The 22,512-nt window shown below is 62.9% G+C and carries 21 protein-coding genes and 1 pseudogene; 20 read left to right on the top strand and 2 right to left on the bottom strand.

All coding sequences use genetic code 11. The features are described 5' to 3' along the window. Positions 1–8 precede the first annotated feature (8 nt). The 12 genes from nuoI (at position 9) to ABIF91_RS40535 (ending at position 10,952) form a co-directional block, all read left to right on the top strand. On the top strand, positions 9–503 hold the full coding sequence (gene nuoI, locus ABIF91_RS40590; protein ID WP_191093171.1) for an NADH-quinone oxidoreductase subunit NuoI: 495 nt from the start codon (positions 9–11) through the stop codon (positions 501–503). Positions 504–512: 9 nt separating this feature from the next. Next, positions 513–1,151: an NADH-quinone oxidoreductase subunit J gene (locus ABIF91_RS40585; RefSeq protein WP_028136073.1), complete on the top strand. Its 639-nt coding sequence runs from the start codon at positions 513–515 to the stop codon at positions 1,149–1,151. Beyond that, positions 1,148–1,456 (top strand): NADH-quinone oxidoreductase subunit NuoK, encoded by a 309-nt coding sequence (nuoK, locus tag ABIF91_RS40580; protein WP_008547737.1) that lies wholly within the window; start codon positions 1,148–1,150, stop codon positions 1,454–1,456. Before ABIF91_RS40585 ends, nuoK begins: the two co-directional genes overlap by 4 nt. Positions 1,457–1,464: 8 nt before the next feature. Beyond that, positions 1,465–3,549 carry an NADH-quinone oxidoreductase subunit L gene (gene nuoL, locus ABIF91_RS40575; protein WP_028178205.1) on the top strand — a complete coding sequence of 695 codons (2,085 nt, stop codon included), beginning with the start codon at positions 1,465–1,467 and terminating at the stop codon, positions 3,547–3,549. Beyond that, on the top strand, positions 3,550–5,058 hold the full coding sequence (locus ABIF91_RS40570) for an NADH-quinone oxidoreductase subunit M (protein ID WP_028178204.1): 1,509 nt from the start codon (positions 3,550–3,552) through the stop codon (positions 5,056–5,058). Between the two features lie 22 nt (positions 5,059–5,080). Then, positions 5,081–6,517, top strand: a complete 1,437-nt coding sequence (gene nuoN, locus ABIF91_RS40565; RefSeq protein ID WP_028178203.1) for an NADH-quinone oxidoreductase subunit NuoN — start codon at positions 5,081–5,083, stop codon at positions 6,515–6,517. A 1-nt stretch (position 6,518) separates the two neighbouring features. Beyond that, positions 6,519–7,325: a biotin--[acetyl-CoA-carboxylase] ligase gene (locus ABIF91_RS40560; RefSeq protein WP_028178202.1), complete on the top strand. Its 807-nt coding sequence runs from the start codon at positions 6,519–6,521 to the stop codon at positions 7,323–7,325. Then, entirely contained in the window at positions 7,325–8,995 is a 1,671-nt protein-coding gene (locus ABIF91_RS40555) for a ribonuclease J (RefSeq protein ID WP_028178201.1), read from the top strand. Before ABIF91_RS40560 ends, ABIF91_RS40555 begins: the two co-directional genes overlap by 1 nt. A gap of 67 nt (positions 8,996–9,062) precedes the next feature. After that, a complete protein-coding gene (mce, locus tag ABIF91_RS40550) occupies positions 9,063–9,467 on the top strand; it encodes a methylmalonyl-CoA epimerase (RefSeq protein ID WP_028178200.1) in 405 nt (134 codons plus the stop codon). A 10-nt stretch (positions 9,468–9,477) separates the two neighbouring features. Further along, positions 9,478–9,753, top strand: a complete 276-nt coding sequence (locus ABIF91_RS40545; RefSeq protein ID WP_028178199.1) for a DUF1467 family protein — start codon at positions 9,478–9,480, stop codon at positions 9,751–9,753. A gap of 209 nt (positions 9,754–9,962) precedes the next feature. Further along, positions 9,963–10,316: a hypothetical protein gene (locus tag ABIF91_RS40540; protein ID WP_028178198.1), complete on the top strand. Its 354-nt coding sequence runs from the start codon at positions 9,963–9,965 to the stop codon at positions 10,314–10,316. Positions 10,317–10,331: 15 nt separating this feature from the next. Next, on the top strand, positions 10,332–10,952 hold the full coding sequence (locus ABIF91_RS40535) for a class I SAM-dependent DNA methyltransferase (RefSeq protein ID WP_035717685.1): 621 nt from the start codon (positions 10,332–10,334) through the stop codon (positions 10,950–10,952). A gap of 344 nt (positions 10,953–11,296) precedes the next feature. Here ABIF91_RS40535 and ABIF91_RS40530 read toward each other — a convergent pair whose 3' ends face one another. Together ABIF91_RS40530 and ABIF91_RS40525 are read right to left on the bottom strand one after the other, a co-directional pair. Beyond that, entirely contained in the window at positions 11,297–11,560 is a 264-nt protein-coding gene (locus tag ABIF91_RS40530; RefSeq protein WP_028178196.1) for a GlsB/YeaQ/YmgE family stress response membrane protein, read from the bottom strand. A 32-nt stretch (positions 11,561–11,592) separates the two neighbouring features. After that, complete coding sequence (locus ABIF91_RS40525) at positions 11,593–12,042, bottom strand: YidB family protein (RefSeq protein WP_028178195.1); 450 nt, start codon at positions 12,040–12,042, stop codon at positions 11,593–11,595. Positions 12,043–12,311: 269 nt separating this feature from the next. Here ABIF91_RS40525 and mtnK point away from each other — a divergent pair. The 8 genes and pseudogenes from mtnK (at position 12,312) to istA (ending at position 22,487) form a co-directional block, all read left to right on the top strand. After that, positions 12,312–13,600: pseudogene (gene mtnK / locus ABIF91_RS40520) on the top strand (S-methyl-5-thioribose kinase). Positions 13,601–14,027: 427 nt separating this feature from the next. Next, positions 14,028–15,788, top strand: coding sequence for a B12-binding domain-containing radical SAM protein (locus ABIF91_RS40515; RefSeq protein WP_424579753.1), 1,761 nt, complete (start codon positions 14,028–14,030; stop codon positions 15,786–15,788). Between the two features lie 486 nt (positions 15,789–16,274). Next, entirely contained in the window at positions 16,275–17,363 is a 1,089-nt protein-coding gene (locus tag ABIF91_RS40510; RefSeq protein ID WP_028178193.1) for a helix-turn-helix transcriptional regulator, read from the top strand. 141 nt (positions 17,364–17,504) lie between these two features. Next, positions 17,505–18,447, top strand: a protein-coding gene (locus tag ABIF91_RS40505) for an IS630 family transposase (RefSeq protein WP_424579752.1) whose coding sequence is annotated in 2 segments (ribosomal slippage) — positions 17,505–17,840 and positions 17,842–18,447 — 942 coding nt in all. Because the reading frame shifts where the segments join, the coding sequence is not laid out codon by codon here. A gap of 156 nt (positions 18,448–18,603) precedes the next feature. Continuing rightward, positions 18,604–18,825 (top strand): DUF1127 domain-containing protein, encoded by a 222-nt coding sequence (locus ABIF91_RS40500; RefSeq protein WP_424579751.1) that lies wholly within the window; start codon positions 18,604–18,606, stop codon positions 18,823–18,825. Positions 18,826–18,884: 59 nt separating this feature from the next. Then, positions 18,885–20,014, top strand: a protein-coding gene (locus tag ABIF91_RS40495; RefSeq protein WP_129557670.1) for an IS3-like element ISRj2 family transposase whose coding sequence is annotated in 2 segments (ribosomal slippage) — positions 18,885–19,137 and positions 19,137–20,014 — 1,131 coding nt in all. Because the reading frame shifts where the segments join, the coding sequence is not laid out codon by codon here. A gap of 378 nt (positions 20,015–20,392) precedes the next feature. Then, the gene (locus ABIF91_RS40490; RefSeq protein ID WP_014497957.1) at positions 20,393–21,661 is read left to right on the top strand and encodes an IS256 family transposase; all 1,269 of its coding nucleotides are present in this window, start codon (positions 20,393–20,395) and stop codon (positions 21,659–21,661) included. A gap of 46 nt (positions 21,662–21,707) precedes the next feature. Then, positions 21,708–22,487 carry an IS21 family transposase gene (gene istA / locus ABIF91_RS40485; RefSeq protein WP_424579750.1) on the top strand — a complete coding sequence of 260 codons (780 nt, stop codon included), beginning with the start codon at positions 21,708–21,710 and terminating at the stop codon, positions 22,485–22,487. Positions 22,488–22,512: the final 25 nt, after the last annotated feature.

The raw sequence follows: 22,512 nt of genomic DNA, 5'->3' as shown, positions 1-22,512 counted from the left end.
GGGCCGTCATGGGTATCAACGTCAACGCCACTGCACGCTCGCTTCTGCTGTCGGAATTCGTCTCGGCGTTCTTCCTCGCCATGCGCTATTTCTTCCAGCCGAAGCCGACGCTGAACTATCCGTTCGAGAAGGGCCCGATCTCGCCGCGCTTCCGCGGCGAGCACGCGCTGCGCCGCTATCCGAACGGCGAGGAGCGCTGCATCGCCTGCAAGCTGTGCGAAGCGGTCTGCCCGGCGCAGGCCATCACCATCGAGGCCGGGCCGCGCCGCAACGACGGCACCCGCCGCACCGTGCGCTACGACATCGACATGGTGAAGTGCATCTATTGCGGCCTCTGCCAGGAGGCCTGTCCTGTGGACGCCATCGTCGAAGGCCCGAACTTCGAGTTCGCGACCGAGACCCGCGAGGAACTGTTCTATGACAAGGCCAAGCTGCTCGCCAACGGCGACCGCTGGGAACGCGAGATCGCGAAAGCGATCGAGCTCGACGCGCCGTACCGGTGAGGTGAGGGCATGATCCTTCCCGCGCTGTTCTTCTATCTGTTCGCCGGCATCTGCGTCGCCTCGGCCGTGATGGTGATTGTCTCGCGCAATCCCGTGCACTCCGTGCTGTATCTGATCCTGGCCTTCGTCAACGCCTCCGGCCTGTTCGTGCTGATGGGCGCCGAGTTCCTCGGCATGATGCTGATCGTCGTCTATGTCGGCGCGGTCGCGGTGCTGTTCCTGTTCGTGATCATGATGCTCGACGTCGACTTCCTCGAGCTGCGCGAGGGCTTCATCGAGTACCTGCCGGTCGGCCTCGTGATCGGCGGCATCTTCCTGTTCGAGCTGCTGCTCACGGTCGGCTTCTGGGTCATCAATCCCGGCGTCTCCAAGACGATCACGGCGGCGATCCCGGCCAATGTCAGCAACACCGAGGCGCTCGGCCTCGTGCTCTACACGAAGTACATCCACTACTTCCAGCTCTCGGGCATGGTGCTGCTGGTCGCCATGATCGGCGCCATCGTGCTGACGCTCCGGCACAAGGCGAGCGTGAAGCGGCAGGACATCAACGTTCAGAACGCGCGCACGCCCGAGATGGCGATGGCGATGCGCAAGGTGGCGCCGGGGCAGGGGCTCTCGGACGCCGATGCGGCGGAGTGGGTGAAATGACGATCGGGCTCGGACATTATCTGGCGGTCGGCGCGATCCTGTTCACGCTCGGCATCCTCGGCATCTTCCTGAACCGCAAGAACATCATCGTCATCCTGATGTCGATCGAGCTGATCCTGCTCTCGGTCAACATCAACCTCGTGGCGTTCTCGACCTTCCTCGGCGACATCGTCGGCCAGGTCTTCGCGCTGCTGGTGCTGACGGTTGCGGCTGCTGAAGCTGCGATCGGTCTCGCCATCCTGGTGGTCTATTTCCGCAACCGCGGCTCGATCGCGGTTGAGGACGTCAATCTGATGAAGGGCTGAGCTCTCAAATGGTTCAGGCAATCGTTTTCCTGCCTCTGCTGGGCGCCATTCTGGCTGGCCTGATCGCGCTCTTCGGCGCGCATGCCCGCAACCCCTCGGGCGACGAGCTCGACCATCACGGCGATCACGGGCATGGCCACGGCGACGCTCATGCGTCGGCCGCCCATGATGACCATGGTCATGACGATCACGGCCACGACGATCACGGCCATGGCCCGACCGAGCCGCCGGCGGCGGGCTCGCGCGGCGCCGAGCTGATCACCACGGCGCTGCTGTTCGTCTCGGCGGCGTTGTCCTGGATGACGCTGGTCGATGTCGGCTTCATGCACCACGACTACAGGATCCAGCTGCTGCCCTGGATCTTCTCCGGCGACCTCCAGGTCTGGTGGACGCTGCGCGTCGACACGCTCACCGCCGTGATGCTGGTGGTGGTGACCACCGTGTCCTCGCTCGTGCACCTCTATTCCATCGGCTACATGGACGAGGACCCGAACCGACCGCGCTTCTTCGGCTATCTCAGCCTGTTCACCTTCGCGATGCTGATGCTGGTGACGGCGGACAACCTCGTGCAGCTGTTCTTCGGCTGGGAAGGCGTGGGCCTGGCCAGCTACCTGCTGATCGGCTTCTGGTACCAGAAGCCGTCGGCGAACGCGGCCGCGATCAAGGCCTTCGTGGTCAACCGCGTCGGCGATTTCGGCTTCGCGCTGGGCATCTTCGCGATCTTCATGCTGGTCGGCTCGACCGATTTCGAGACCATCTTCCACGCTGCGCCCGGTCTCACCGGCAAGACCATCAACTTCCTCGGCTGGCACGTCGACGCGCTGACCCTGACCTGTCTCCTCCTGTTCATGGGCGCGATGGGCAAGTCGGCGCAGTTCCTGCTGCACACCTGGTTGCCGGACGCGATGGAAGGCCCGACCCCGGTCTCGGCGCTGATCCATGCCGCGACCATGGTTACCGCCGGCGTGTTCATGGTGGCGCGCCTGTCGCCGCTGTTCGAGCTCGCCCCGAATGCCCAGGCCGTCGTGATGTTCTTCGGCGCGACCACTGCGTTCTTCGCCGCGACCATCGGCCTCGTCCAGAACGACATCAAGCGCATCGTCGCCTATTCGACCTGTTCGCAGCTCGGCTACATGTTCGTGGCGATGGGGGCGGGGGCCTACTCGGTCGGCATGTTCCACCTGTTCACGCACGCCTTCTTCAAGGCGCTGCTGTTCTTGGGCTCCGGCTCGGTGATCTACGCGATGCACCACGAGCAGGACATCCGCAACATGGGCGGCCTCTGGAAGAAGATCCCCTACACCTACGCGGTGATGGTGGTCGGCACCCTGGCGCTCACCGGCTTCCCGCTCACCGCCGGCTACTTCTCCAAGGACGCGATCATCGAGTCCGCCTACGCCTCGCACAATCCGTTCGGGGTCTACGGCTTCCTGATGACGATCGTCGCCGCCGGCCTGACCTCGTTCTACTCCTGGCGCCTGATCTTCAAGACCTTCCACGGCGAGCCGCATGACGAGCATCACTACGAGGCCGCGCATGAGGCTCCGATCTGGATGCTGATCCCGATCGGCGTGCTCGCGGTCGGCTCGTTCGTCGCGGGGCTGCCGTTCAAGGAGCTGTTCGCCGGTCACGGCATCGAGGAGTTCTTCCGCGAATCCGTGAAGATGAACCCGCACATCATCGAGGAGATGCACCACATCCCGCAGACCATCGCCTTCCTGCCGACGGTGATGATGGTGCTGGGCTTCCTGGTGTCGTACCTGTTCTACATCCGCCGGCCCTACTTGCCGGTCGAGCTCGCGAAGACGCAGCCGATGCTGTACCAGTTCCTGCTCAACAAATGGTACTTCGACGAGCTCTACGACCTCATCTTCGTGCGTCCGGCGAAGTGGATCGGCTATCAGCTCTGGAAGAAGGGCGACGGGTTCATCATCGACGGCTTCGGCCCCGACGGCGTCTCGGCCCGCGTGCTGGACGTCACCCGCAACGTCGTGAAGATCCAGACCGGCTATCTCTATCACTACGCATTCGCCATGCTGATCGGCGCCGCTGGCCTGATCACCTGGTTCATGTTCGGCTTTGGAGGCCAGTAAATGACAACCTGGCCCATTCTTTCGGTCACGACGTTCCTGCCACTGGTCGGCGCGCTGATCGTCTATCTCAGCCGCGGCGATGACGAGGCGGCCAAGCGCAATTCGCGCTGGATCGCGCTGTGGACCACGCTGATCACCTTCGCGGTGTCGGTGATCCTGGTCATGCGCTTCGACCCCAGCAACCCCGACTTCCAGTTCGTCGAGAAGGCGAACTGGCTCGCCACCGGCATCACCTATCACATGGGCGTCGACGGCATCTCGCTGCCGCTGGTGATCCTCACCACCGCGGTGATGCCGTTCTGCATCATCGCGAGCTGGAAGGCGATCACGAGCCGCGTCCGCGAATACATGATGGCGTTCCTGATCCTGGAAACGCTGATGATCGGCACCTTCTCGGCGCTCGATCTCGTGCTGTTCTACCTGTTCTTCGAGGGCGGCCTGATCCCGATGTTCCTGATCATCGGCGTGTGGGGCGGCCCGCGCCGGGTCTACGCGTCGTTCAAGTTCTTCCTCTACACGCTGCTCGGCTCGGTCCTGATGCTCCTCGCCATCATGGCGCTGTACTGGAACGGCGGCACCACCGATATCCCGACCCTGATGCACACGGCCGTGCCGCGGTCCCTGCAGACCTGGGCGTGGCTCGCCTTCTTCGCCTCCTTTGCGGTGAAGATGCCGATGTGGCCGGTCCACACCTGGCTTCCCGACGCGCATGTCGAGGCGCCGACCGCGGGCTCTGTGGTCCTCGCCGCGATCCTCCTGAAGATGGGCGGCTACGGCTTCCTGCGCTTCTCGCTGCCGATGTTCCCGCTGGCCTCGCACGATTTCGCGCCGCTGGTGTTCACGCTCTCGGCCATCGCCATCATCTACACCTCGCTGGTGGCCCTGATGCAGGAGGACATGAAGAAGCTGATCGCCTACTCGTCGGTGGCGCATATGGGCTTCGTCACCATGGGCATCTTCGCCGGCACCATGCAGGGTGTCGCCGGCGGCGTGTTCCAGATGATCTCGCACGGCATCGTCTCCGGCGCGCTGTTCCTCTGCGTCGGCATCGTCTACGACCGCCTGCACACCCGCGAGATCGCGGCCTATGGCGGCCTCGTCAACCGGATGCCGCTCTACGCGATGACCTTCATGGTCTTCACCATGGCCAATGTCGGCCTGCCCGGAACGAGCGGCTTCGTCGGCGAGTTCATGACGCTGCTCGGCACCTTCAAGGTCTCGATCCCGACCGCGTTCTTCGCCAGCTTCGGCGTGATCCTGTCGGCGGCCTATGCGCTGTGGCTCTATCGCAAGGTGGTGTTCGGGGCCCTGGTCAAGCCGTCGCTGATGAGCATGAAGGATCTCACCTTCCGGGAGTGCCTGACGCTGTTCCCGATGATCGCGCTGACGATCCTGTTCGGCGTATATCCGAAGCCGGTGCTCGACATGTCGGCCGCCTCCGTCCAGCAACTCGTCAACAACTACAACACCGCTGTGACGGCCATGAAGGCCGCCGCACTGCTCCAGTGATCGGGCAGGTCAGGATATCGCCATGAGCTTTGAGACTGCAGGTTATCAACTGGCGCCGGTGCTGCCCGAACTCGTGCTCGCGGTCGGCGCGATGGCGCTTCTGATGCTGGGAGCCTATCGCGGGCAGGAGACGACCAGGACGGTCACGTTGCTGTCGGTGGTGCTCCTGATCGTGGTCGGCGCGCTCGTCTACATGCAGCCCGCGGGCAAGCAGGTGACCTTCGGCGGCAGCTTCATCGCCGACGACTTCGCCCGCTTCATGAAGATCCTGGCCCTGATCGGTTCGGCGGTGACGCTGATCCTGTCGACCGAGTTCCTGTCCGACCCGTCGCGCCGCATCTTCGAATATTCGATCCTGGTGCTGCTCTCGACGCTCGGCATGATGGTGCTGATCTCGGCGGGCGATCTGATCTCGCTCTATCTCGGCCTCGAGCTGATGTCGCTGGCGCTCTACGTCGTGGCGGCCTCGAACCGCGACAATGCCAAGTCGACCGAAGCCGGCCTGAAGTATTTCGTGCTCGGCGCGCTGTCCTCGGGCATGCTGCTCTACGGCGCCTCGCTGGTCTATGGCTTCACCGGCACGGTGAGCTTTACCGGTATCGCCGCGACCGCCACGGTCTCGAATGTCGGCCTTCTGTTCGGCCTGGTTTTCCTGCTCGTCGGCCTCTGCTTCAAGGTCTCGGCCGTGCCGTTCCACATGTGGACGCCCGACGTCTATGAGGGCGCCCCGACCCCGGTTACCGCCTTCTTCGCCTCGGCGCCGAAGGTGGCCGCGCTCGCCGTCTTCACCCGCGTGACGCTGACCGCATTCCCCGGCATCGTCTCGCAGTGGCAGCAGATCCTGGTGTTCGTGTCGATCGCCTCGATGGCGCTCGGCTCCTTCGCCGCGATCGGCCAGAGCAACATCAAGCGCCTGATGGCCTATTCGTCGATCGGCCACATGGGCTTCGCGCTGGTCGGCCTTGCCTCCGGCACGGTCGAGGGCGCGCAGGGCGTCCTGATGTACATCGTGATCTATGTCGCGATGACGCTCGGCTCGTTCTCGATCATCCTCGCCATGAAGCGGAACGGCCAGGCGGTGGAGCAGATCAGCGATTTCGCAGGCCTGTCGCGGACCAATCCGCTGCTCGCCTTCATGTTCGCGATGCTGCTGTTCTCGCTCGCCGGCATCCCGCCGCTCGCCGGCTTCTTCGCCAAATGGTACGTCTTCGTCGCCGCCATCAAGGCGAACCTGTTCACGCTCGCCGTCATCGGCGTGCTGACCAGCGTGGTGGGTGCCTATTACTACCTCGCCATCGTCAAGACGATGTACTTCGACGAGCCGGCCGGCCAAGTCGATCCGGTGCGCATCGAAGTGCGGACGGTGCTGGCGGTCGCGGGCCTGTTCAACATCCTGTTCGCGCTGTTCGCAGGTCCCGTGGTGAGCGTTGCCTCCGCCGCGGCAAAGTCGCTGTTCTAGGATGGCTTTCACGCTCGGTCCTCGCGCACTGTCGGCGGGCTACAAGCTCGCAGCTTTCGAGCGGACCGGCTCGACCAATACCGAGGCGATCGAGCACGCCAGGGCCGGCGAGCGTGGCCCGATGTGGTTCGTCACGTCGGAACAGACCGCCGGCCGCGGCCGCCGCCAGCGCGCCTGGATTGCGCCGCGCGGCAATCTCGCCGCCAGCATCCTCGAAGTGATGGACGTTACCCCGGCCGTCGCCGCCACGCTGGGCTTTGCCGCCGGGCTGGCGGAAGAGGCGGCACTGGAGAAGGTAAGCCTCGAGGCCGCGCTCCGCCTCGGCGAGGGCCGCCCCCGCTACGCCCTGAAATGGCCGAATGATGTGCTCGCCGGCGGCAGGAAGCTGGTCGGCATTGGGCTTGAAGCCGAGGCCGTTGGCAATGGTCTCGCCATCGTCGTCGGCATCGGCACCAACGTGGTTGCAGCGCCCGAGGGCACCCCGACGCCTGCGGTGTCGCTGGCCGCCCTCGGCGTCCAGATCAGTGCGGAGGAGCTGTTCTCGGCCCTCTCGGATGCCTGGGTCGAGTTCCGGGGGATCTGGGACAATGGCCGCGGCTTTGCCGAGATCCGGAAGCTCTGGCTCGAGCGCGCTGCCGGCCTCGGGGAGAAGGTCGCGATCCACACGGGAGCGATGACGCTGGAAGGCATTTTTGACACCATCGACGACGCTGGCTGCCTGATTGTCCGCACCGCGGAGGGCCGCCTCGTGCCGGTGGCTGCGGGCGAGGTGTTCTTCGGCCCCGTCGCCTCCGTGGGAGCTGCGTGATGGCAAGGCCCGACGAACTCGTGTTTGCACCCCTCGGCGGCGTCGGCGAGATCGGCATGAACCTGTCGATCTACGGCCTCGGCAACCGCCACCAGCGCGCCTGGCTGGCGGTCGATCTCGGCGTGTCCTTCGGCGACGAGGAGCATCTGCCGGGCATCGACCTGATCATGCCCGACATCAGCTTCCTGGAGAAGGAGCGCAAGAACCTGATGGGCCTCGTGCTGACCCACGCCCATGAGGACCATTTCGGCGCCATCATCGATCTCTGGCCGAAACTGAAGTGCCCGATCTACGCCACCAGGTTCAGCGCGGCGCTGTTCGAGGCCAAATGCGCTGCCGAGCGCAATGCGCCCGAGATCCCTGTCACTGTGGTCCCGTCCGGCGGACGCGTCGATATCGGCCCGTTCAACGTCGAGTTCATTCCCGTCGCGCATTCGATTCCGGAAGCGCATGCGCTGGCGATCCACACCGAAGCCGGCATCGTGCTGCATACCGGCGACTGGAAGATCGACCCGACTCCGACCCTTGGGGCGCCGACCGACGAGAAGCGGCTGCGCGAATTGGGCGAGCAGGGCGTGCTCGCCTTGATCGGCGATTCCACCAACGCTGTGCGCGATGGCCGCTCGCCGTCGGAAGCCGAGGTCGCCCGGACCATCATCGAGCTCGTCAAATCAGCCAAGGGCCGCGTTGCGGTCACGACCTTCGCCTCCAACGTCGCCCGCATCAAGGCGGTCGCCGACGCGGCGAAGGCTGCCGACCGCGAGGTCGTCGTGGTCGGCCGCGCCATGGAGCGCGTGGTGCAGGTCGCCCGCGAGACCGGCTATCTCGACGGCGTGCAGAATTTCCGTTCGCCCGAGGTCTACGGTCACCTTCCGCAGGACAAGGTGCTGGCCCTGTGCACCGGCAGCCAGGGCGAGTCGCGCGCAGCGCTGGCGCGCATCGCCAACGACGACCATCCCGAGATCACGCTCAACCGCGGCGACAGCGTCATCTTCTCCTCGCGCACCATTCCGGGCAACGAGAAGGCTGTCAGCTCGATCGTCAACAATCTGGTGCTTCAGGGCGTCGAGATCATCACCGACCGCGACGCCCTGGTCCACGTCTCCGGCCACCCCCGCCGTGAGGAATTGCGCGACCTGATTTCGTGGGTGAAGCCGCAGCTCCTGATCCCGGTCCATGGCGAGGCTTTGCACCTGCATGAGCACGCAAAGCTGGCGCGCGCCGCCGGCGTGCCGCGCGTGCTGGTCTGCCGCGACGGTGACCTCGTCAAGCTCGGCCCCGGCGATCCCGGCATCATCGGTGAGGTGCCGTCCGGCCGGCTCTACAAGGACGGCACGATCCTGGAGGATTCCAAGTCGCGCGCCGTCGTCGAGCGTCGCCGCATGGCCTTTTCCGGCTGCGCCTTCGTCGCCATCGCCATGACCGGGCAGGGCGAGCTGGCCGACGATCCCGAGGTCGATCTCGTCGGCATCCCCGAGAAGAACCGGGCCGGCGAGCTCTTCGACGACATCGTCTTCGACGCCGTCATGTCCACCATCGAAGGCCTGCCGAAGGCGCGCCGCCGCGATCCCGACGCCCTGGCCGAATCGGTGCGACGCGCCGTCCGGGCCGTGATCAACGAACATTGGGGCAAAAAGCCTCCCTGTCTGGTACATGTACTGACAGTGTAGTTGTGTCAGCATCTCCGGGAGGGCGGCCCGCCGCTTGTCCGGATCACGCGCTGAGGGAGAAGAAACCATGCTGGGCCGGCTCAACCATGTGGCGATCGCAACCAGGGATGCGGTCAAGGCCGCGAAGATCTACGGTGCGGCGTTCGGGGCCGAGATCTCGGAGGCCGTTCCGCTGCCCGAGCACGGCGTCACCACGGTGTTCGCGACCTTGCCCAACACCAAGATCGAATTCATCGAGCCGCTTGGCGAGGCCTCGCCGATCGCGAAGTTCCTCGAACGCAATGCCGATGGCGGCATTCACCATCTTTGCTACGAGGTCGTGGACATCATCGCCTCGCGCGACACGCTGGTGAAGGAGGGCGCACGGGTGCTCGGCGACGGCGTGCCGAAGATCGGCGCCCACGGCAAGCCGGTGCTGTTCCTGCACCCGAAGGACTTTTCCGGCGCGCTGGTCGAGATCGAGCAGGCGTAAGGCCGTCCCCATGGCCATCCAGATATCGACTGCGATCGCGATCTACTTCGTCATCTGGTGGGTCGCGCTGTTCCTGACGCTGCCGTTCGGCGTGCGCAGCCAGCACGAGGATGGCGTCGGCGCACCCGGCACCGACCCCGGCGCGCCGATCCTGACGCGGATGGGGCGCAAGCTGATCTGGACCACGATCATCTCGGCGGTGATCTACGGCATTGGCGTCGCGGCCTATCATGCCGGCTATCTCTCGATCGAGCGCCTGTCGAAATTGATGGGAATGCCGTTCTAGATCTATCGGAGCATCCTTCGAGACGCCCGCCTTTGGCGGGCTCCTCAGGATGAGGACAGGAGTGCGCGGCAGCAGTCTCAACGGGCATCGCTGTCGGTTAGCCTCATCTTGAGGAGACCGCGAAGCGGTCGTCTCGAAGGACGAGGCGCTTGCTTCATCTCACTGCGTGCTTAGAATTTTGCGCTTGTTTGATTGTTCGGGGGAAACCAATGACTTTTCAGCGTATCGTCGTCGCGCTTCTGGTGCTGATCGTCGCCGGCCTTGGTGCCATCGGCTATTTCGAATGGAGGATGGCCGTGCAGGTCCGCACCCTGAAGGCGTTCGTCGAGGGCTATGTTTTCAACGAGGCGGTGATGGCCTGCGAGCAGTCGAAGAGCTCGACGCCGTTCAGGTGGAACGGAGGCAAGAGCACCTCGGTGATCGGCCTGAGCTCGGTCAAGCTCGACAAATACAACGTCAGCGCCAGCTACACGCGGGTGGCGGACGGCGTCTATTGTGACTACGATCCGATCAAGAGAAAGGCCGACATCGGCTCCAGCTTCCTGGAGCGGGAGACCTTTTAGTCGCGAGCGAAGCGCGTGAGCTCTCGAACGACATCGGACGCCGCCGACCACATCATAGATCTCTATCAGCGCAAGGCATCGGACTGGATCGACAGCCGTGCACGGAGCAGTCTGTTCGAACAGGCCTGGCTCGACCGTTTCCGCGCGCTGCTGCCGCCTGCCGGCTCCGTCCTCGATCTCGGCTGCGGCTCGGCAGAGCCGATGGCGGAATATCTGATCGGACTCGATCATCCCATGACGGGAGTGGATTCCTCGCCGGCCATGATCGATGCGTGCGAACAGCGCTTCCCGAAGCAGGAATGGATCGTTGCCGATATGCGCCAGCTTGCGTTGGGACGGCGATTTTGCGGCATCCTTGCCTGGGACAGCTTCTTCCACCTCTGCTTTGACGACCAGCGGCGCATGTTCCCGATTTTTCGCGACCATGCGAGGCCGGATGCGGCGCTGATGTTCACGAGCGGCCCGGCGCAGGGCGAGGCGATCGGAGCGCTCGGCGGCGAGCCGCTGTATCATGCCAGCCTGGATCCGGCCGAATATCGTTCACTGCTGGATCGGAATGGATTCCGCGTCGTGTCGCACGTGGTCGAGGACCCCGATTGCGGTGGGCACACCATCTGGCTGGCGCAGCGCCTTTGAGACGCTGCGGCAAGTCGCGGCAGCAGCGGCGTCGCCGTGAAGCAGGCATCCGGCGAGCCTTCCGTCACACATTCCGCTTGAGCGAGTCCGCCAGCAGGTCTCGGCCAGTTCTAAAGCATGATGCGATAAGGTTTGATTGCGCCACCGGCGGTGCACTTCCTCTCCCGCTTGCGGGAGAGGGTTGGGGAGAGGGTGTTTCCGCAATGGGACAATCCCCTCGAGGAGAAAGCCCTCACGCGGCGCGCGGGACGATGCTTCGCATCGCCTGGACGCGTCGACCTCTTCCGCAAGCGGGAGAGGTGTACGAGCCGCACCGATCATCTATTCAACCTAAGCCATTCCGCTTAGATCGCCCGGCGTTGCCGGCCAGCGAAGAGACCGTAAACAAACAGCACGACGATCGCGCCAACCACCGCACCGATCAGGCCGGCCCCTTCACCAGGGCGATACCAGCCCAGCGCTTGTCCGAGATAAGAGGCCACGAACGCGCCGACGATGCCGAGAATGGTCGTCAGGATGAAGCCGGAAGGTTCATTGTCGCCCGGCATGATGAACTTGGCGATCACGCCGGCGAGAAAGCCAATGATGATGGTCCAAAGAATGCTCATGGGTACATCTCTTCTGAGTTAAGCCGCTGCTTCTATGCTTCGGGCAGGCGTCCATCCGGCGTGTATTTGTCGATTGCGGAAGGAAGTTCACGGGACAGCCGTGTGATGATCTCGTCTTGAGAAAGCCCGGTCTGCTCTGCGAGCTTCTCCAGGACGTCGCTGCCGATAGCTTGTTTGAGCTGCGGCGAGGAGATGTCCTTGTTGGGCCCGGGCTTCACCCATGAGTCGGCGATTTCGCCCTGGCCATTCTGGTTGAACCTCTCCAGGAGCTCGCCAATTCCGCCATTGAGCAGGCCCCCGATTCCGCCCGCGCCGAGCATGCCGCCGAGATTGCCGAGCATGCCCCCAGGCGGCTGCGGACCGCCCGCAGACGAGCCGCCCCCTGCGCCTTTCAACAGCTCAGCCAATTTGTCGCGGTTCTGATATCCGGCAATGGCCAGCATCGCCAGAAGGGCAGTCATGGAGGGCATTCCGCGGCTCATCTGCAGCTCCTCTACAAGGTCAGAAACTCAAAACTGTCTCAGCCTGCTTGGGTTCCTCAATCAGCCAATCCTGGCTCGCGGCCAAGCGTCCCAGCTGGTTGCCCGATGCCCATAACGTGCGCCCATGCCCCGCGCGCCGGCACGACAACGCACCAGGTGGCGGGCGGCGTTGATTGCGATTACGATCCGATCAAAAGAATGGCCGGGATCGGCTCGGGCTTGCCAGCCTCGGGAGTAACGATCCGGCCCAGACAAGGGGTGGGATCGTCATGAGCGGGGACCGGGCAGGGGATTATCGAATTCTGCACGAAGGCGACTTGCGCGACTATCTCGCGGGCCTCTCCGGGCTCAGGGCATTGCTTGGCGGCGAGCCGGCGTCCTGGTCCATCACCGAGGTCGGCGACGGCAATCTCAACCTCGTCTTCATCGTCAAGGGCGCGGGCGGCGGCATCGCGGTGAAGCAGGCGCTGCCCTACGTCCGCCTCGTCGGCGAGAGCTGGCCGCTGCCGCTGTCGCGGGCCCATTACGAGTATCTCGCGCTGTCCCGGCAGGCCCAGCTCGCGCCCGGCCTGGTGCCAGCCGTGCTGCACCACAACGACGCCCTTGCCCTCACGGTCATGGAGCTGCTCGAGCCCCACATCATCATGCGCAAGGGGGTGGTTGCGGGGAAGCAATATCCGCGCTTCGTCGACGACATCACGACCTTCATGGCGAGGACGCTGTTCTTCACCTCAGACCTCGCGCTCTCCGCGGCCGAGAAGAAGGAGGGGATCGCCGCCTTCGCCGGCAATCATGCGCTTTGCAAGATCACCGAAGACCTGATCTTCACCGATCCCTACCGCATTGCCGAGCAGAACCGCTGGACCGCCCCGTACCTCGACAGCCTGGCCGCGGAGCTGCGTAACGACATGGAGCTGCATGTCTCGGTCTCCCGCCTGAAGCTGAAGTTCATGGCAAGCCCGGAAGCGCTGCTCCATGGCGATCTCCACACCGGCTCGATCATGGTGACGGAGAGCGAGACGCGCGTGATCGATCCGGAATTCGCGTTCTACGGCCCGATGGGTTTCGACTCCGGCGCCGTGCTGGCCAATCTCCTGATGGTTATTTCGCCTCCGTCGGCCACGAGCGCGCGGCGGGCGAGCGGGCTGCCTTCGAGGGTTGGGTTCTGGAGACGGCCGAAAAGGTCTGGAACGAGTTCGCCCGCAAATTCCTCGGCCTCTGGCGCGCTGGAGCCACCGGGGACGCCTATCCGCCATCGCTGTTCACCGGCGACAAGGGAGCCGCACGGCTGGAAACCGAGCGGCAGGCCTACATGCAGCGCCTGTTCGCCGACACCGTCGGCTTCGCGGCGGCCAAGATCATCCGTCGCATCTTCGGTCTCGCCCACAACATCGACTTCGAGCTGATCGAGGATGCAGGGAAACGCGCGGTCAGCGAGGCCCGTGCTGTGAGGCTGGCGCGCGCGATGATGGTGGAGACGGAGGCGTTTTCGGTGATCGCCGACGTCACCGGCGCCGCGCGAAAACTGCGCGATTGGCAGCCGGAATTGTCTGGCTGAGACGGAGCTTCTCCGTCCGTCAGGGGTCACTTCGACATGCTCGCGCGATGCGCCAGGGCGCTGGGCCAATGCGCCGATGGGGGGGAAGGCGACGTCCATTTCCACCAGGGCGTGTACTCACCAGGGTCGAACATGTCAGCGCAAAGGGGCATGGGGAAATCTCGCGATCAATCAGAGCATTATCGCGCGTGACCCGGAGCGGACGTCTTGCGCGCTAAAGCGAGATGAGACTTGGATCAGCAATCATCGCGCTTTAGGTCGTTGTTTGCGCATGACCTTTCCGGAAAAGCGCTTCGCACTTTCAACCTGCCATGGCGCCGTCTGCGGTCAGCTGACAGGATGTTTTCGGGCCACAGCTCATCGTCTTTTCGCGAGGAGGTGGCGGAAACCAGTTGGCCTTTGACCGAGATCGAGCTACCCGTTGCTCATGAGGAAGAACAAGACTTTCCGGCTTGTTCTGATCAAGCCGTCACATTACGACGACGAAGGCTATGTCATTCGATGGTGGCGCGGCGGCCTGCCTTCGAATTCACTGGCTTGCCTTTACGGCATCGCGCTCGATTGTCGCGAACGCGGGGTTCTCGGGCCCGATTGCGACATCGAGATCGACGCCATCGATGAGACCAACTGGAAGGTGCGCGTCGCGGATCTGGCGCGCGCGATCAAGGCCGCTGAGGTCGGCATGGTGATGCTGGTCGGGGTCCAGTCCAACCAGTTTCCCCGATCGCTCGATCTGGCGAGGCAGTTTCGCAAGCTCGGCATCCACGTTGCGATCGGCGGCTTCCATGTATCCGGCACCCTCTCGATGTTGCCGGAGCGGGATGCCGGCGTTCAGGAGATGATGGACCTCGGTGTGTCGGTCTTCGCAGGCGAAGCCGAGGGACGGCTCGAGGAGCTGTTGCAGGATGCGGTCGCCGGGCGGTTGCGGCCTCTCTACAACTACATCGAGGATCTGCCGCACCTGGAGAGCCAGCCTTTGCCGATCATTCCCCGCCAGCAGATCGGACGGGTCATCGGCCACACCACGAGCTTCGATGCGGGGCGCGGCTGCCCGTTCCAGTGCTCGTTCTGCACCATTATCAACGTGCAGGGGCGCAAGTCGCGACGCCGCAGCGCCGACGACATCGAGGCCGTGATCCGCGCCAACGTCGCTCAGGGCGTCTTCGCCTTCTTTCTCACCGACGACAATTTTGCGCGCAACAAGGATTGGGAAATTTTGCTCGACCGCATCATCGCGCTGCGCGAGAAGGAGGGCTGGGACCTCCGTTTCACGATCCAGGTCGACACGCTCTGCCACAAGCTGCCTGACTTCATCGAGAAATGCGCGAAGGCCGGCGTCCGGCGTTGCTTCATCGGTCTTGAAAACATCAACCCGGACAGTCTGCTCGGCGCCAAGAAGCGGCAGAACAAGATCACCGACTATCGCGAGATGATGCTGGCCTGGAAGAGGGCCAGGATCATGACGATCGGTGGCTACATTATCGGCTTTCCCAACGACACACCGGAATCGATCGTCCGCGACATCGAGATCATCAAGCATGAGCTGCCGATCGACATGCTGGAGTTCTTCTTCCTGACGCCGCTGCCAGGCTCGGAAGACCACAAGACGCTCTACCTGAAGGGCGTCGCGATGGATGCGGACCTCAACAAATACGACCTGGACCACGTCACGACGGACCACCCCGCCATGTCCAAGGCGGACTGGGAGCGCGCCTACGAGCTCGCCTGGAACACCTATTACACCTGGGAGCACATCGAGACGCTGATGCGGCGTGCCGCGGTGACGGGCAATAATGTTGGCAAGATCGGCACCTACGCGCTCTATTTCAAAGGCTACCATCCCATCGAGCGCGTCCATCCGCTCGAAGGGGGGGTGCTGCGGCTGAAGAGCCGCGATGAGCGCCGTCCGCATCTGCCGGTCGAGCCGGCCTGGTCGTTCTATCCTCGCTATGCCGCCGACACTGCCGTGAAGGCCGTACAATGGGCTTCGCTCGCTCTGCGCCTCCACCGGCTGGCGCGCAAGGTCAAGTCGGATCCGCACCGGCTCGCCTATGTCGATGCGGCGATCACCCTGCAGTCTGACGAGACCGCAAGTCTGGATTTGTACAAGACGCGGTCCAGCCAGGCGTTTCTCGATCAGCGGCGGCATATCGAAGAGGCACAGAAACCTAAGCTAGCCGGGGGATAGCGATTTCTCGCCGCCGCGCGAACCATCGAGTCAGATTGACCGACGTCCAGTTGCGCCGAACAGCCCAAACCATCACTTCGGCTTCTGGCCCGCCGCGACCCAGCCGAATGCTCGTTGGCGCGCCGGCTGTCGGGCATGAACTGATCGCAGCTGTCTAGACTGGACGCTCCGGCGTGCCAGTCGAGATGATTAGCTAAGCGACCAGGATACATTCTACACGAGGGTGATTTTCAGGTGGCCGCGTTCCCGTTTAGCGGTACGCCAACTTAGCGAGAGACGGCGCGAGGCTTCCAATGTCGTCTTGCGGGTCAGTTGGGAACGTTGTCGAAAAGAGTAGGTCACGATTTTGGGCTTACGAGACAGTCGATGCCGAGCCCCGGCCAAGCTTGCTGATTGAGGGGCCTGTCTCAACTTCAGAGAGCAGCATTTTCAGAAAGGCTGGCCGCACAACATGACCTGCGTTAACATACGCAGGGAGGGTATGCGATGTCCCACCTCATCGATCGAATTTACGAGTGCGCCTTTGTACCTGAACTGTGGCCGGGCATTCTCGCTGAATTAGTGCAGATCGACGGCGCGCTGGCCGGCTGGCTATGTATCTCGAACGGAAGCGTCGTCAGATGGTCTGCTTCGAGCCAGCAGGCAAGAGATGATCTGCGGCCATTAATGGAGAGCGGATGGGTCCCGCGATCGGAGCGTTTCAACCGCCTGCTTCGCGCGAAACAGTCCGGCTTCATACCGGACAGCATTCTGTATACGCCCGAAGAGATGCGCAATGATCCGGCCTACAGGGACATGTTGTACCCCCGCGGTATGGGATGGGCCTCAGCTACCGCGATCGCGCTGCCGACGGGCGATGACATGGTGATCGCGTTGGAGCGAGCATACGACCGAGGATCGGCGTCTCCCGCTGTGCTGGGACGACTCAACGAGGTGCACGCTCATTTGGCCAGGGCTTCGTTGGTTGCGGCCCGCATGCAGCTGGAACGTGCCCGGGCCGCGGCCCAGGCACTCGCTCTACTTGGCATTCCTGCGCTCGTGTTCTCGCGCGAAGGGAAGATCCTGGCTGCGAATCCGTTAATCGAAGGCTTGAGTGGCTTCATCTCTTGGCGAGCGAAAGACCGCATTGCGCTGAAGGACGTGCGCGCCGACGCACTGTTGCGCGACGCCATCGCAACGGTGGATCAAGACGATGCCCCCGGTGTGCGCTCATTTCCAACCCGCGACATCAGCTCCACGATGATCGCGCACGTCGTGCCGATTCGCGGTTCGGCGCGCGACACCTTTTCCCGATGCGCGGCCATGTTGATGCTGACACCCGTGACCAGGCCGGAGGCTCCCTCGGTCGACCTCATACGCTCCCTTTTTGATTTGACCCCCACCGAAGCTCGCATCGCTCGGGGCCTGGCCGGAGGCCAGACGGTCAAGGCCATGGCAACAGAGAGCGGCACATCCACGAATACTGTTCGTTGGCATGTCAAGGTTGTGTTGAGCAAAATGGGCTACAATCGGCAGTCTGACGTCGTGGCGCTACTGAATGGACTTCGCCCGCCCGGCTGCGTGAACGATTCCTGAAATCATGTAGCCCCCCGGAACGTGGCGACCGGGCGGCTCCCAGAGGGCCACTAGAGCGTGATGTTTTTGACTGGAATCGGGGTTCCCAGAGCGGGCGATTTCTGATTCAAGCTCCATGCTGGAGTGCGGAGGCCAGCATGGATGACGCGCCCCTATTCGGAAGACATCCGTGAACGCGCCTTGGCTCGCGCTGACGCGGGCGAGACGGTTCGTTCGATCGCAGAGGCGCTACAGATCAGCCCCTCGTGCGTGACGAAGTGGAAGAACCTAAGGCGTGATACCGGAGGCCTGGCGCCCGGCCAGATCGGCGGCCACAAGAAGCGGGTTCTGTCGGATGCCAACGCCGACTGGCTGCGCAAACGCATTCGCTCGGGGCCATTCACCTTGCGCAAGCTGACGCAGGAGCTGGCTGCACGGGGGATCAAGACAGACGTGCGGGCGGTGTGGACTTTTGTTCACGCCGAGGGGCTCAGCTTCAAAAAAAACGCTTCTACCAGCCGAGCAGGATCGCCCAGACGTCGCCCGTAAGCGGACCCGATGGAAAGCGCATCAAGGCAGGATTGACGTCACGCGGTTGGTTTTCATCGACGAGACGTGGATCAAGACCAATATGGCGCCGCTACGCGGCTGGGGGCCTTGTGGGCAGCGCCTCCAAGCATCTGCACCTTTCGGCCATTGGAAGACCATGACCTTCATCGCGGCGCTGCGTCATGATCGGATCAGTGCGCCTTGGGTGATTGATGGTCCCATCAATGGTGAACTCTTCACGCTGTACGTCGAGAAGGTGTTGGCACCCACCCTCGCACCGGGCGAGATCGTCGTTCTCGACAATCTTGGCAGCCACAAGGGCAAAGCGGCTCGCCAAGCTATCCGCGCCAGAGGAGCCCACCTTATCTTCTTGCCGCCCTACAGCCCTGACCTCAACCCGATCGAGCAGGTCTTCGCCAAACTCAAACACCTCATGCGATCCGCAGAACCTCGTGACGTGGAGGCAACCTGGCGGAAGGTTGGTGAACTCCTCGATCTCTTCTCCCAGAAGGAGTGCACCAACTACTTCAAAAACTCAGGCTATGGTTCCGTGTAAATACATCATGCTCTAGACTAGCGCCAAATTCCTCCGCACGCTCTCGAGGTAGCCGATCGAAAATATTCGGCCGCCCCCCCAAAACGGATGGGGCGCCGAGCGCCGAAGCGCGTCCAGATCGGCCGGAGACATTGGCCGAGACTGGGAGACGCCACAATGAGCTCAATCCACCGAACCACCGAGCCAACACAGGAATCCGTAAAGCGACAGGTCTACAGTCCTATCGAAGCATATTGGGATGCATTTCAAGAGTGGCGCAAACGCGAGACGTTGCGAACTGAATTGTGCCGCCTGACCGAAAGGGAGCTTGCCGATATCGGCATCACGCGCGGTGAGATCGACTACGTTGAGAGCTGGCCCCGCAAATTCGGACAGTAGCTTGAGTGGATTTTCTGCCTGACAGCGGCGAGGATTCTTGCTGCGAATCAGGAGCGAAGATGACGAAGAAGAGCCGCCGGACGCATTCTCCGGCATTCAAGGCGAAGGTTGCTTTGGCTGCGGTCAAAGGCGACAAGACACTGGCGGAGCTGGCGCAACTGTTTGATGTTCATCCGAACCAGATCACGATCTGGAAAAACCAGCTCCTGGAAGGCGCCGCCGGCGTGTTTGGGCATGACAAGACATCGGCCGAGACGCCGGTCGATTTGAAGGCGTTACATGCCAAGATCGGCGAGCTGGCGTTGGAAAACGATTTTTTGTCCGGCGCGCTCACCAAGGCGGGCCTGCTGAGCGCAAAGCGATGATCGACCGCGATCATGATCTTTCTATCGTGCGCCAGGCGAAGGTCCTGAAGCTGGCTCGCAGCACGGTCTACTATGAACCTCGGCCAGTTTCGGCCGAGGACCTTGCCTTGATGCGTCGGCTCGATGAGCTGCATCTCGATTATCCCTTCGCGGGAGCGCGTATGCTGCGATCGTTGCTGCGGCGGGAGGGCGTATACGCCGGTCGCCGCCACATCGCGACGCTGATGAAGCGCATGGGGATCGAGGCGGTCTATCGTCGCCCGAACACGAGCAAGCCGGCTCCGGGTCACAAGATCTACCCGTACCTGTTGCGCGGATTGAAGATCGAGCGGCCCGACCATGCGTGGGCAATGGACATCACCTACATTCCGATGCGGCGTGGCTTCGTCTATCTCGCGGCGGTCGTCGATGTGTTCAGCCGACGGGTCCTGGCCCATCGCGTCTCGATCACAATGGAGGCGGCCTTCTGCGTCGAAGCGGTCCAGGAGGCGTTGGCGAAGCACGGCAGGCCCGAGATTTTCAACACGGATCAGGGCAGCCAGTTCACCAGCCTCGAGTTCACCGATGTGCTGCTGGACGCGAAGATCGCCATCAGCATGGACGGCAAGGGCGCCTGGCGCGACAACGTGTTTGTCGAGCGGCTCTGGCGCACGGTCAAATACGAAGAAGTATATCTCCGCGCCTACGACAGCGTGTCCGAGGCGCGAGCGTCAATTGCCAAGTATCTGGCCTTCTACAATCAGGGACGCCCTCACTCGAGCCTTGACGGGCGCACGCCCGACGAGGCTTACTTCGGCACGCAAGCTATGGTGATGGCCGCATGACCGTCGCCGACGGTTTTGTCGTCGCTCTGGTCGGGCTACGCCCTCCCGACGCAACGACAAAACCGTAAAGCCCCGCGTTCAGCATAACCCGGCAGGAATCCACTTAAATCCAGCGGGGCGCTGTCCAAACAACCGGGGCCAGCTCTTTGCCTCGAAGCGAGGAATTGCAACATCGCATCACTCCCCGTGGGTCGGTCAAAATCCCCCGGGTATGGTCACTTGAAACTCCCCCACCTGATGATCGCCGTCAGCGCCGCTGAACAGCAGTAGCCGGTCAGGCAGGGAGCTATGCGGGAAACTGGGTGATGACGGAATGAGATAGGCGGCGTATCGAGGCGGGTGTCGAGCCTGCCAGAACCTCAAGGAGAGCGATACGCCATGAACGAGCATAGCAACATTGTCCCACTGCGTCAGCCCGATGAGATCGACGATCCACTGACGAATATTTTGCGATCTGGAGCTCGGCAGCTGCTTGCGCAGGCTGTCGAGATGGAAGCCGAGGCGTTTCTCGCCGCGATGAAGGGCTTGAAGCTTCCCGATGGCCGCGACCGCCTCGTGCGACACGGCCATGGTCCAGTGCGGACGATCCAGACGGGGATCGGCGCCGTCGAAGTCGCCCGGGTAAAGATTCGCGATCGCGCGGTGACCAGCGATGGCGAGCGGATCCGCTTCACCTCGGCGATCCTGCCGTTGTGGGCACGGCGCACGAAGAGCTTGGATGCACTTTTGCCGGTTCTGTACCTGCGAGGCATCTCGACGGGCGACTTCCAGGAGGCGCTGGCGGCGCTCTTGGGCAAGGATGCGCCGAATCTTTCTCCGGCGGTGGTTTCCAGACTGACGACGGAGTGGCAGCTCGAGTACGAGCGTTGGCAGAAGCGCGATCTGTCGGCGCGCCGGTACGTATACGTGTGGGCGGACGGCGTCTTCCTGCAGGCTCGCATGGAAGACCACAGCGAATGCATGCTGGTGCTGATCGGCGCGACGCCGGAAGGCAAGAAGGAACTCATCGGCTTCCAGGTCGGCGTGCGCGAGAGCACGCAGAGCTGGCACGAACTGCTCGTCGAGGCGAAAACCCGAGGGCTGAAGATCGCCCCGGAAATCGCCGTCGGTGACGGCGCGCTCGGCTTCTGGAAGGCGCTCGACGAGGTCTTTCCCGCCACGCGACATCAGCGGTGCTGGGTGCACAAAACCGCGAATATCTTGAACAAAGTCGCAGTGTCGGTACAGGCCAGCATGAAGAAGGATCTGCGCGAGGTCTATTTGGCGTCCAACCGAGCTTCGGCCGAAGTGGCGATCGATGTCTTTGCCGAGAAATACGGAGCGAAGTACGACAAGGCGGTCGAGTGCCTGACGAAAGATCGCGACGCAATGCTTGCGTTCTACGAATTCCCCGCCGAGCATTGGGACCACTTGCGGACGACGAATCCCATCGAAAGCGTGTTCGCGACGGTCCGGCACAGAACGGTGCGCACGAAAGGTTCGTTATCGTCAACGACTGCCAAGTTGATGGTGTTCAAGCTGCTCTGCGCCGCATCAAAGACCTGGCGGCGGCTGAAAGGCACAAATCAGTTGCCGAAGGTCAGCGCAGGTGTCAGATTCGAAAACGGCATCGAGGTCATCCAAGTGCCGGAAAACCACGCCGCCTGATCGCCTCGTCACCCAAAATCCCGCATAGCTCTCAGGCAGGACGTTTATGTTCGACCCCTTTAGCCAGCAAGGGGCCGGGGAGTTGAACGTCTTGAAGCGACATCTGCAAAGCACCGTACTTACATTACTTGATCGCAACACCAGCCAGCGCGAGATTCACCGGCTGACGGGTGTCGATCGCAAGACGATCCGGCGTTATCAGGCGCTGCGGGCCGGTGCGGAGGCAAATTCCCCCGGGGAAGTGACCACCGGCTCGGTGAGCGCGGACGGCCAAATTCCTCCACCCCGACCACCGGCTTTTGGGACATCGGAAGCGACGGTCACCAGCAGCCTGGCCCGTTCGGCTTGCGAAGCGCATCGGACGTGGATCGAAGAACAGGTCCGGCTGAAGCGGAACGCGCAGGCGATTTACCAGGACCTGGTTGATCAATTTGGCTTTCCGTCCAGCTACCAGAGTGTCAAGCGGTTTGTGCGCCGGTTGCGGCACGCTGATCCTGAGCAGTTTGATCGTCTTGAGTTCCTCCCCGGCGAGGAAGCTCAGGTCGACTATGGCGAGGGCGCGCCGACGGTTGATCCGAAGAGCGGGCGGTACCGTCGTCCCCGCCTGTTCGTGATGACGCTACGCTACTCGCGGCGCAGCTTCCGGCGGGTAGTCTGGAAGTCCAGCCAACAAGTCTGGGCGCAGCTCCACGAAGAGGCGTTCCGGTATTTTGGCGGGGTCCCCAGCTATGTCGTGCTCGACAACCTGAAGGAAGGCGTCCTCAAGCCGGATTTGTACGAGCCCCAGCGGGAGTGTCAGAAGTTTTGTGTAAGAGCGTCTCTGTGAGGGGTTTGCGGGGTCAGCGGACTGA

The organism is Bradyrhizobium sp. USDA 241 (genome assembly GCF_049739505.1).
Classification (GTDB): domain Bacteria; phylum Pseudomonadota; class Alphaproteobacteria; order Rhizobiales; family Xanthobacteraceae; genus Bradyrhizobium; species Bradyrhizobium liaoningense.
The sequence above is the reverse complement of the archived record's forward strand: the minus strand, read 5'-3'. Positions and strand labels throughout refer to the sequence as shown.